Source organism: Ferrimonas sediminicola (assembly GCF_005116715.1).
Classification (GTDB): Bacteria; Pseudomonadota; Gammaproteobacteria; order Enterobacterales; family Shewanellaceae; genus Ferrimonas; species Ferrimonas sediminicola.
In genome coordinates this window covers 1-10,364 of sequence record NZ_SWCI01000026.1, presented here as the reverse complement: position 1 = coordinate 10,364, position 10,364 = coordinate 1, and the positions used below count along the sequence as shown (strand labels likewise).

The following is a 10,364-nucleotide window of genomic DNA, read 5'->3' as shown; positions in this document are numbered from 1 at the left end:
CACGCTAAACACTCTATCTAGAGAATTCCGTGGAGGGGTGCCCAGTGGCCCCAGAAGGTAATGGTGATCAGAGCCGTCTGATCCCTAGGCCACACGGACACCGTGTTGGATAGAAGCACGCTAAACACTCTATCTAGAGAATTCCGTGGAGGGGTGCCCAGTGGCCCCAGAAGGTAATGGTGATCAGAGCCGTCTGATCCCTAGGCCACACGGACACCGTGTTGGATAGAAGCACGCTAAACACTCTATCTAGAGAATTCCGTGGAGGGGTTCCCGAGTGGCCAAAGGGATCAGACTGTAAATCTGACGGCTCCGCCTTCGAAGGTTCGAATCCTTCCCCCTCCACCATCATTCGTCGCCCTGGCCCATTGCCACGGCAGACAACCAGACCCCGTGGAGGGGTGCCCTGTGGCCCAGATCAGACTCGTCTGATCCCTTGGCCACACGGACACCGTGTTGGATAGAAGCACGCTAAACACTCTATCTAGAGAATTCCGTGGAGGGGTTCCCGAGTGGCCAAAGGGATCAGACTGTAAATCTGACGGCTCCGCCTTCGAAGGTTCGAATCCTTCCCCCTCCACCATCATTCGTCGCCCTGGCCCATAGCCACGGCAGACAATCAGACCCCGTGGAGGGGTTCCCGAGTGGCCCCGATCAGACTCGTCTGATCCCTTGGCCACACGGACACCGTGTTGGATAGAAGCACGCTAAACACTCTATCTAGAGAATTCCGTGGAGGGGTTCCCGAGTGGCCAAAGGGATCAGACTGTAAATCTGACGGCTCCGCCTTCGAAGGTTCGAATCCTTCCCCCTCCACCATCCTCACAAGGCGCTGTCCTACCGGGCAGCGCCTTTTTTGTTTGTCATTCCAGGGCACGGCGGCCATGGCAGTATGACCAAGACGATGATCTACCAGGAGTGGCCGACCTGATCGGAGCGCGGCCTGAACCGCCCCAGGCAAACGACTTCGCCCCCGGTCGACTCGGTAAGCAGAAGCTAAACTGAGGGACACACTCATTCTGATGGACCCTCGCCATGTCCGACCACGACTTTGCCAAGGGACTGACCCAGTATCAGGACCGGGCCGCCGGCAGCGTCCTCGGCTCACTAATAGGCGACGCCCTCGGAGTCGGGCCCTGCTGGTACTACGATCTCGACGCATTAAGGCGGGCCTATGGCGGTCCCATCAAGGGGTATGTGCCGGCCAAGCCGGGGCGCTACCATGAGGGTGTGCCGTTGGGGGATGTCTCGCAAACCGGTCAGTGTCAGCAGCTGTTGCTGGAGAGCCTGGTGGCCAGGGGACGCTATCAGGAGGAGGATTACATCCGTCGCCTGGAGCTGTTGCTGGACACCCTCAATGGGGAGGCGGAAGGGGGACGGTATACCGAGCAGCCGATGCTGGAGATCTGGCATGCCCTCAAGGTGGCGGGCAAGCATTGGTACGATGAGGATTTTCCCTCCCTGGCCGACACCTCCGAAGCGGCCCAGCGGGCTGCGCTTATCGGGGCCCGCTATCACAGCGATCTGATGCAGGCAGGACTCCACAGCGCCGCCTGCGCCCGCCTGACCCACGGCGATCCTGCCATAGTCACCGCCTCCACCGCCTTTGGCATCATCATCGGCGCCCTGGTGGCGGGCACCCCGCTGGATGGCAGCCTGGGGGAGAGGATGCGCGGGCTGATTAAGCAGCGGCAGCTGCCGTTCACCCACGCGGTGCTGGCGGAGGAACAGGGCCAGGGCCTAAGCCCGCCTCCCCCCAGCCGGGAGCTGCCATTCCCCGATGTGTTCCTCGGGATGGGATGGTGGATCCAGGCGGCTCAAAGCCCACACATCCGGGTAGAGCCTCCGGAGGCGGTGGCCCAGGTCTACGGCATGGCCTGCTCACTGACCATGCTGATGCCCGCCGCCTTCTTCCTGGCCGCCCGCTACGCCGACTCGTTCGAGCGTCCGGTGATGGCGGCGGTCAACGGAGGTGGCAACAACATGGCAAGGGCAGCACTGACCGGGGCGCTGTGTGGCGCCCACCTGGGACTGAGCGCCATCCCCAAACGGCTGATCACCGGCCTGAAGGATCATCGTCGCTGGCTCAATGACGCCATCCAACTGGCCAGGGACAGCGGATAGAGTCGACGGGCTCACTGACCCCTGGGTCGCCGCTAGTGCTGCTTACGGTGCTGCTGCAGCTCCTCGGCCACCTCCTCGCTTAACGCTTGTATCTTCGGCATGAGCACGCGAATAATCTGTTGGGAGGCCATCGCCGCCTCCTGCATCACCAGAGGCTGCTTGGCGATGATGGACTGACCGGTCTCGGTCTTATAGAAGGCCAGCATCTCGCGGATCTCCCTCTCGGTGAAATGTTTTTGATAGCTCTCAACCATTACCGGACTCAGCTTCTGCCAGCTCACCTCCTCCTTGAACAGCTCGGTCATCTTTTCGTAGAACCGGTCGTAGATAGGCTGCTCCTCAGGCTTTATCCCCATCTGGGCCGACAGCCCTTTCATCATCCCATCCATCTGTTCGTAGGTGGCGTCGGTGCTGCTCTCCATCTGCATCACATCGATCAGCTCGTTGATCATCTGCTGCTTTGACTGGGGATCGACCCAGACACTCACCGGCAGGAGGAGCAACACAACAGCCAGAAATCGCTCCATAGTAAAATCCCTTTGCACACTGTTCTGTGGATAGATATTCGGTATAAAAATAGAAACTTATCCTCTAAGTGACCTTTTGTGAAGTCACCGGCGTTGGCAGCCATGACCAACTGATGTTAGCGATGGCGTGCACTCTCCGGTCGGACCTGTCCTCAGTAGCCGCTGCTATCCGGCTCCCGCAACGGAGTGAGCAGATAGCCCAGGCCATTGTGTTTGATCTCCAGCAGCAGCGCCAATTTCTCCCCCAGGTCGCCCGCCGGCCACCCCTTGTTCTGCATCCACACCAGGTAGGCGATGGGCAGATCCACCATCACCACCCCCTGGTACTTGCCAAAAGGCATCCTCCTGGTGGCCAACTCTCTTAACACTTCGGGCTGCATTGGGTACCATGCTCGCTTAATTTGAATAATGGGATCATAAAGATGTCACGTCGTTGGGTAAACTGGGCCATCGCCCAGATCGAGGCAGACTTTCAGCGCAGCGCGGATACCCACCTCATTAAACTGGAGCTTCCCTGCCTGGCGGAAATCGATCTCTACCTGAAGGATGAGAGCACCCACCCCACCGGCAGCCTCAAGCATCGCCTGGCCCGCTCCCTGTTTCTCTATGGCCTGAGTAACGGCTGGATCACCGAGGGGACCCCGATCATCGAGTCCTCCTCCGGTTCCACCGCCGTATCCGAAGCCTATTTTGCCCGGTTGCTGGGGCTGCCCTTTATCGCGGTGATGCCCCACTCCACCGCCCAGAAGAAGATCCGCCAGATTGAGTTCTACGGCGGCCAATGCCACCTGGTGGAGCCCAGCCAGATCTACGTGGAATCGGAACGGCTGGCACGAGAGATGAGCGGTCACTACATGGACCAGTTCACCTACGCCGAGCGGGCCACCGACTGGCGCGGCAACAACAACATCGCCAACTCCATCTTCAACCAGATGGAGCACGAACGCTTTCCCATTCCCCGCTACGTGGTGATGAGCCCCGGGACCGGCGGCACCTCCGCCACCATCGGCCGCTACATCCGCTATCAGAAGCTGGATACCGAACTCTGCGTGGTGGATCCGGACAACTCGGTGTTTTACGACTACTACCTGCAGGGTGACGCCACCATCCGCGTGGACTGCAGCTCGCGCATCGAGGGGATTGGCCGCCCCAGGGTCGAGCCTTCGTTTATTCCGGGGGTTGTCGACCTAATGCGCCAGATCCCTGATGCCGCCTCGGTGGCCACCGTTCACTGGCTGGAGCAGGTGTTGGGGCGCAAAACCGGAGCCAGTACCGGGACTAACCTCTACGGGGCGCTGCAACTGGCCTCGGAGATGGCCCGGCGGGGCGAATCGGGATCCATCGTCACCCTGATCTGTGACAGCGGAGAACGCTACCTGGACAGCTACTATGATAGTAACTGGATCGACGCCAACATCGGCGACATCCAGCCCTATCTGGCCAAGCTGGAAGCCTTTACCCAAACAGGAGAACTTAAGTGACCGCAGTAGTACGCAAAGCCGTTGTGGTGTTCAGTGGTGGCCAGGATTCCACCACCTGCCTGGTTCAGGCACTCAAGAAGTACGACGAGGTGCATGCCATCACCTTCGATTATGGCCAGCGCCACAGACTGGAGATTGAGATCGCCCAGGAACTCGGCACCCGGCTGGGGGTCGCCGCCCACAAGGTTCTGGATGTGGGGGTGTTGAATGAGCTGGCGATCTCCGCCCTGACCCGGGACGAGATCCCCGTAGACCACGGATTGGCCGACAACGGCTTGCCCAACACCTTCGTCCCCGGGCGCAACATCCTGTTTCTGACTCTGGCCGGGATCTACGCCTATCAGATTGGCGCCGAAGCGGTGATCACCGGCGTCTGTGAAACCGATTTCTCCGGTTACCCCGACTGCCGGAATGAGTTCATTCAGGCGATGGAGTCGGCCCTGGTGAAAGGGATGGACCGGCCACTGAAACTGGTCACCCCACTGATGTGGCTGAATAAGGCTGAAACCTGGGCGATGGCCGACCATTACGGCGCCCTGGAACTGGTTCGAGATGACACCCTGACCTGCTATAACGGCCTCAAGGGTAGTGGTTGCGGCGACTGTCCAGCCTGTCACCTGCGCAGCCGTGGCCTGCAGGAGTACCTGGCCAACCGGGACACCATTCTCTGCGGCACCCGGGAGAAAGCCCAGCTTGTATAGGGATCGATGGGGCCTCCCGACCCCGAACCAATGGGGAGTCCCTGCGCTGCTGGCTCTGGTTGCCTCGGTCCTCTATCTCAGTCCATCGATGAATGACCTGCTTATCTGGTCCCGAACCCAGCTGGAGCAGGGACAGTGGTGGCGGCTGCTCAGCGGTCATCTGCTGCACAGCAATGGTTACCACCTGCTGATGAATCTGGGCGGCATGACGGTAATGCTGGGGCTTTTCCAGCCGCACTTCCGGGCCAAGCCCCTGGCGATGCTGACCCTGTTCAGCGCCGTTGTCATTGCGCTGGGTATCTACTGGTGGGTTGAGGGAACGCAGAGGTATGTGGGGCTGTCGGCCATATTGCACGCCTGGTTTACCTATTTCGCCATCCAGGACTGGCGAAGCGGCAGCCGACTGGGCCCCTTGCTGCTCATCGGGATTGTGGCCAAAGTGGTGTGGGAGAACGTGCTGGGAGCCAGTGGCGACCTCGCGACCCTGATCCAGGCCAGGGTCGCGGTGGAAGCTCACCTCTACGGCATGGTCTCGGCGCTTATCTACATTGGCATCAGCCAATGGGTGCGCCAGCGCCGACTCTCAGCTACCAGGTAACGCTGTAGCTGCCCTTACCTTTGCCCTCTTTGAATGCCAGGGCCATCTGCCGGTAGGCCTGCTCGTAATCGCCCTCCGCTGCCGCCTCATAGGCGAGATTGTCGCGAACCGTTTCGCGGATCTGACCGGCGGCGGTGGGGTAATCGCTGAGCAGCTGGTTGATGTCCGGCTCTGGAGGCTGATCGTAGTTCCAGTTCATCTGGCTGGAGTCGAACACCGAAGTCAGTGTTTCGGGTTGCATCAGTTCAGCCCGCTGGCTGTCTACGGTGCGGTTGCTGGCCTGATCGACATCAGGCGCCCCAAACAGCAGGGCCGCCAAAGCGGCGACAGCGAACAGAGCGGTTCCCAGAAGTTTGCGCATCGTCTGCCCCTCCCCAACCGGTGGATCACTCCCCTCCTGGCTATCCGGCCCCAAAACCCGGGTCCGCCGTGCCCACCGGTGTCATTGCAAAGGCCGCCATCCCTGCGCCTGTGGATGACTTAAGTATGGGCTATCCGGCGGCAAGCCGCTCCCTGAGCGACTCTATCCGGTCGCGCAGGTCCGCGGCCTGCTCGAATTCAAGGTTTCGGGCATGCTCATACATCTGGGTTTCCAGTGACTTAATCTCCTTGGCCACGGATTTAGGGTCTACCGGCGTATACTGGGGTCTGGGCTCCGCCACCTTGCGTTTACCGCTTTGCCCGGGGCGGCCACCGATATCCATGACGTCGGTGATCTTCTTATTGAGCCCCTTGGGAACGATGCCATGGGCCAGGTTATAGGCCCTTTGCTTCTCACGGCGCCGATCGGTTTCCTCCATGGCCCGGCGCATGGAGCCGGTAATGGTGTCGGCGTAGAGAATCGCCTTGCCATTGATGTTCCGGGCGGCCCGGCCGATGGTCTGAATCAGCGAGCGATCGGAGCGCAGGAAACCCTCCTTGTCTGCATCAAGAATCGCCACCAGGGAGACCTCGGGCATATCCAGCCCCTCCCTCAACAAGTTGATGCCCACCAGGACATCAAACTCACCCAGGCGCAGATCGCGAATGATCTCCATCCTCTCGACGGTATCAATGTCTGAGTGCAGGTAGCGCACCTTGAGACCGTGTTCATCCAGGTACTCTGACAGATCTTCCGCCATCCTTTTGGTCAGGGTGGTCACCAGCACCCGCTCCCCCTGAGCGACTCGCTTGCGCGCCTCGGAAAGGAGATCATCCACCTGGGTGGCGACCGGCCGCACCTCCAGCTCGGGGTCCAGCAAACCGGTGGGCCGCACCACCTGATCGATCACCTGTTGATTGGACTTCTCCAGCTCATATTTACCCGGAGTGGCGGAGATGAACACCGTCTGCGGGGTAATGGCCTCAAACTCCTCGAACTTCAACGGGCGGTTGTCCATGGCCGAGGGCAGGCGGAAACCGTACTCCACCAGGGTCTTCTTGCGGGAGCGGTCCCCTTTGTACATGGCGCCGATCTGAGGCACGGTGACGTGGGACTCATCGATCACCAGCAATCCATCCTCTGGCATGTAATCCAGCAGGGTCGGTGGCGGCTCCCCCGGGGCCCGGCCGGAGAGGTATCTGGAGTAGTTCTCGATGCCTGAGCAGTAGCCGAGCTCCAGCATCATCTCGATATCAAACTGGGTGCGCTCCTTGATTCTCTGTGCCTCGATCAGCTTGTTGTTGTCCAGCAGGAACTGGTGACGCTCCCTGAGCTCCAGCTTGATCTGTTCGATCGCCTCCAGCACCCGCTCCCTGGGGGTCACGTAGTGGGTTTTGGGATAGACGGTGGCGCGGGCTACCTCCTTCTCCAGGGCACCGGTCAGGGGATCAAACAGGGTGATACGCTCGATCTCCTCGTCAAACAGCTCCACCCTAACCGCATGGCGTTCAGAGTCCGCCGGGAAGATGTCAATCACCTCCCCCCGCACCCGGAAAGTGCCGCGCTCGAACGCCATGTCATTGCGCGTGTATTGCAACTCGGCCAGCCGCTTGAGGATATCCCGCTGATTGATGATGTCTCCCTGGCGCAGGTGAAGCAGCATCGCCAGGTAGGCATCGGGATCGCCAAGACCGTAGATGGCAGACACCGACGCCACCAGCACCACATCCTTGCGCTCCATCAGGGCCTTGGTGGCGGAGAGACGCATCTGCTCGATGTGGTCGTTGATGGAGGCGTCCTTCTCGATAAAGGTGTCCGATGCCGGCACATAGGCCTCGGGCTGATAGTAGTCGTAGTAGGAGACGAAATACTCCACCGAATTCTCGGGAAAGAACTCCTTCATCTCTCCGTAGAGCTGGGCCGCCAGTGTCTTATTGGGAGCCATAATGATGGTGGGACGTCCCAGTTGGGCAATCACATTGGCCATGGCGAAGGTCTTGCCCGACCCTGTGACCCCAAGCAGGGTCTGGTGCGACAACCCCGACTCGATGCCCTCGATCATCTTCTCGATGGCTTCCGGCTGATCGCCTGATGGCTTAAAGGGGGCTTGCAGCTTAAACGGTCGGCTCATTCGCTTCCTCGACATTCATGGATGTGACCGGACACAACTGTCCATTGACGACTCGCCAGGCGATGCAGGCGGTAATGGCGTTGGCCAAGGCGGCACCAGCAAACACCCCGGTCAACCCGCCGATCTTACCACCGATGAACGCCAGAGGCAGGTACATGACAAACAGCCTCACCATGTTCAGACCCAGCGCCCCCATGGGCCGGTGGAGGGCATTCAGGCTGGAGTTGGAAAGGATCACCACCCCCTGGGCGCCATAGGCCAGGGGCAAAATCACCACCAGCAGCGCGATGATCTCAGCCACTGCGGCATCCTTGCCGAAGGTGGCACCTATCTGGCTGGAGAGCATCAGCAGCACCAGGTACACCCCCCCCTGAAACAGCAGCACAAACTTGATGGTGCCCTCATAGGCGGCTCTGACTCTGTCGTGACGACCGGCGGCATAGTTCTGGCTGATAAAGGGAGGCAAGGTCATGGAGAGGGTCAGAATCACCAGGGTGACCAGAGACTCCAGCCTTCCTCCCACGCCAAACGCCGCCACCGCCTCCTCACCGTAGCGGGCGATGATGGCAGTCATTCCGGCCATGGCCACGGGAGTCAGCATGTTGGACCCAGACGCCGGCAGAGCGATGGAGAGGATGGTTCGGGCGGACTTGATGCGACAGGCCCAACTGGCCCCCCAGGCGATCGCCTTCATCCTCACAAACAGCATGTAGAGAATGAAGCCGGAGCTGACCCCATACCCTATCACCGTCGCCAGGGCTGCCCCCCTCAATCCCATCTCAGGGAAGGGGCCAATGCCGAAGATCAGCAGCGGATCCAAGGCCACATTGACCGCGGCGCTCAAGGCCATTACCACACTGGGTAGACGGGTATTGCCGTTGGCCCGCATCACCGCATTCCCCACCATGGGGAAGGCCACGAAGATCCCTCCGGCCAACCAGATGGTCATAAACTCTGCGATTACCGGCAGAGTCTCGTCGGAGGCACCGATCAGCAGGAAGATGGGATCATGGAGCAGCCACACAATTAAACAGAGCAGCAGCACCAACACGCCAGACAGCACTACGGCGACGCCACCCTGGTGCCTGGCCCGTCGGCCATCGCCCCGTCCCAGGGTATTGGCGACGGTGGCTGAGGTCCCGACTCCCAGGCCAATCACCAGGCTAATGACGGTGAAGGTCACCGGAAAGGTGAAACTGAAGGCAGCCAGTTTCTCGGTCCCCAGCAGGCTGACAAAATAGGCATCGACGAAATTGAAACTCATCAGCATGGACATGGCAATCAGCATCGGCCAGGTCATTCGCCAAAGCTGGGTCGACACACTGCCCTGGGTCAGGTCATGGAAGGTTGATCGGCTCACAGGGCCTCCAGAGGTTCAAAATCTGCCAGATCTCGCCACTTCAGATGATTATCCGGCAAATAATACACAGAAGGGAATTCGGCGATTAAACACACAATTAAATCCGTCTCATCTTTCGAGCACTTTTCAGAGGAAATTTTAAGTCATTGATTTATAAAAGCTAAAAATTACTCACAACGAAGCATCAAATTTTAACAAAGCCCATGAATTCGGGCCTCGCAGCGATCTGCCGAGGGTTAACTAACACAGTTATCCACAAAAACAGTGGATAACGTTTCCGACCCCTTGAGCGGAGCGGCCTAGAGAGATGTCAATAGCCACAGTTAGAATATGCGGAAAATCTAAAGGGATTGAAATGGCATGGAGTTTGCGGGTTCATTTTTCCTTAATATGCACCAGCGACTTTGATCGTTATGCCTCTCAACTACCTAAATTATAAGCACTAATAACCTATGTTATTGGTAGGAATTGTAGCACCTAATTTCGCACTAAACAGGTGCAGATTCTGCTATCCGGCTATTAAGAAAATCGAAAGGATGACGGAAATGTCGTTCAATTTATGTCAATCGGTGGTTTTGCCCCCTTTTAAGAGCGCTGGTGCACCAAATGGGTGAAAGATATCAGAGACCTTGAAAGCCAGTGCGGCAGTTGAATTTCCTGAAATTGCGCCAGTGGACTCCCCTGCTCCATCTGGGGAAAGCGACCGGCTCCCGCCTGGCCAGAGATCGCCCGGACGCAGAGGCATCCACTGGAAACCTCGGCTTTTTTCAAGCAGATATACTCCAGAGAATCGCGACAACGGCGCCACAATACAGCAAGACCCAGCTCTTACGAACCGGGCCTTCAAAGGTGGCTCCCCCTGCTGGAGTGACGCGCCCGGCCAGGGCAGCGACACAAGCGCGCAGCGGTTGAAATAACAGAAAGGCCCCACTCAGATGAGTGGGGCCTGTGTAGGTGGCTCCCCCTGCTGGACTTGAACCAGCGACATATGGATTAACAGTCCACCGTTCTACCGACTGAACTAAGGGGGAATCGCAATTTTCGGTGTTTCTCCTCACCGCTGAGGTCGCTCCCTGTCAAT

At 59.0% G+C, this 10,364-nt stretch carries 9 protein-coding genes and 4 tRNA genes; 7 read left to right on the top strand and 6 right to left on the bottom strand.

The window, feature by feature from the left end; translation table 11 throughout:
• The first annotated feature begins 263 nt into the window (after positions 1 to 263).
• From FCL40_RS18310 to FCL40_RS18295, 4 genes are all read left to right on the top strand, one after another.
• Positions 264 to 348, top strand: a tRNA-Tyr gene (locus FCL40_RS18310).
• Positions 349 to 498: 150 nt separating this feature from the next.
• Positions 499 to 583, top strand: a tRNA-Tyr gene (locus FCL40_RS18305).
• A 151-nt stretch (positions 584 to 734) separates the two neighbouring features.
• Positions 735 to 819, top strand: a tRNA-Tyr gene (locus tag FCL40_RS18300).
• Positions 820 to 1,035: 216 nt separating this feature from the next.
• Positions 1,036 to 2,124: an ADP-ribosylglycohydrolase family protein gene (locus FCL40_RS18295; RefSeq protein WP_136854714.1), complete on the top strand. Its 1,089-nt coding sequence runs from the start codon at positions 1,036 to 1,038 to the stop codon at positions 2,122 to 2,124.
• Positions 2,125 to 2,156: 32 nt separating this feature from the next.
• On the opposite strand, the gene FCL40_RS18290 is transcribed toward FCL40_RS18295, so the two are convergent.
• Complete coding sequence (locus tag FCL40_RS18290) at positions 2,157 to 2,651, bottom strand: DUF2059 domain-containing protein (protein WP_136854713.1); 495 nt, start codon at positions 2,649 to 2,651, stop codon at positions 2,157 to 2,159.
• Between the two features lie 152 nt (positions 2,652 to 2,803).
• The gene (locus FCL40_RS18285) at positions 2,804 to 3,019 is read right to left on the bottom strand and encodes a DUF3820 family protein (protein WP_324614099.1); all 216 of its coding nucleotides are present in this window, start codon (positions 3,017 to 3,019) and stop codon (positions 2,804 to 2,806) included.
• Between the two features lie 54 nt (positions 3,020 to 3,073).
• On the opposite strand from FCL40_RS18285, the gene FCL40_RS18280 reads away from it, so the two are divergent.
• The 3 genes from FCL40_RS18280 (at position 3,074) to rrtA (ending at position 5,431) form a co-directional block, all read left to right on the top strand.
• Positions 3,074 to 4,132, top strand: coding sequence for a PLP-dependent cysteine synthase family protein (locus tag FCL40_RS18280; RefSeq protein ID WP_136854711.1), 1,059 nt, complete (start codon positions 3,074 to 3,076; stop codon positions 4,130 to 4,132).
• Entirely contained in the window at positions 4,129 to 4,833 is a 705-nt protein-coding gene (gene queC / locus FCL40_RS18275) for a 7-cyano-7-deazaguanine synthase QueC (RefSeq protein WP_136854710.1), read from the top strand. Before FCL40_RS18280 ends, queC begins: the two co-directional genes overlap by 4 nt.
• Before the next feature lie 88 nt (positions 4,834 to 4,921).
• Positions 4,922 to 5,431 carry a rhombosortase gene (gene rrtA / locus FCL40_RS18270; protein WP_136854709.1) on the top strand — a complete coding sequence of 170 codons (510 nt, stop codon included), beginning with the start codon at positions 4,922 to 4,924 and terminating at the stop codon, positions 5,429 to 5,431.
• Here the strand turns inward: rrtA and FCL40_RS18265 are convergent.
• The 4 genes from FCL40_RS18265 to FCL40_RS18250 all read right to left on the bottom strand — a co-directional run bounded on the left by FCL40_RS18265 (position 5,421) and on the right by FCL40_RS18250 (position 10,314).
• Positions 5,421 to 5,792 (bottom strand): hypothetical protein, encoded by a 372-nt coding sequence (locus FCL40_RS18265; RefSeq protein WP_136854708.1) that lies wholly within the window; start codon positions 5,790 to 5,792, stop codon positions 5,421 to 5,423. The genes rrtA and FCL40_RS18265 overlap by 11 nt on opposite strands.
• Positions 5,793 to 5,922: 130 nt before the next feature.
• Positions 5,923 to 7,923: an excinuclease ABC subunit UvrB gene (uvrB, locus tag FCL40_RS18260; RefSeq protein ID WP_136854707.1), complete on the bottom strand. Its 2,001-nt coding sequence runs from the start codon at positions 7,921 to 7,923 to the stop codon at positions 5,923 to 5,925.
• Positions 7,907 to 9,223, bottom strand: a complete 1,317-nt coding sequence (locus FCL40_RS18255; RefSeq protein WP_136854715.1) for an MATE family efflux transporter — start codon at positions 9,221 to 9,223, stop codon at positions 7,907 to 7,909. The genes uvrB and FCL40_RS18255 overlap by 17 nt, the downstream gene beginning before the upstream one ends.
• 1,015 nt (positions 9,224 to 10,238) lie before the next feature.
• Positions 10,239 to 10,314, bottom strand: a tRNA-Asn gene (locus FCL40_RS18250).
• Positions 10,315 to 10,364 lie beyond the last annotated feature (50 nt).

What these genes read in the sequence shown, in the direction of transcription:
- FCL40_RS18295 (WP_136854714.1), top strand. Translation starts at nt 1,036, where the DNA reads ATGTCCGACCACGACTTTGCCAAGGGACTGACCCAGTATCAGGACCGG.
- FCL40_RS18290 (WP_136854713.1), bottom strand. Translation starts at nt 2,651, where the DNA reads ATGGAGCGATTTCTGGCTGTTGTGTTGCTCCTCCTGCCGGTGAGTGTC.
- FCL40_RS18280 (WP_136854711.1), top strand. Translation starts at nt 3,074, where the DNA reads ATGTCACGTCGTTGGGTAAACTGGGCCATCGCCCAGATCGAGGCAGAC.
- rrtA (WP_136854709.1), top strand. Translation starts at nt 4,922, where the DNA reads ATGAATGACCTGCTTATCTGGTCCCGAACCCAGCTGGAGCAGGGACAG.
- FCL40_RS18265 (WP_136854708.1), bottom strand. Translation starts at nt 5,792, where the DNA reads ATGCGCAAACTTCTGGGAACCGCTCTGTTCGCTGTCGCCGCTTTGGCG.
- uvrB (WP_136854707.1), bottom strand. Translation starts at nt 7,923, where the DNA reads ATGAGCCGACCGTTTAAGCTGCAAGCCCCCTTTAAGCCATCAGGCGAT.
- FCL40_RS18255 (WP_136854715.1), bottom strand. Translation starts at nt 9,223, where the DNA reads ATGACCTGGCCGATGCTGATTGCCATGTCCATGCTGATGAGTTTCAAT.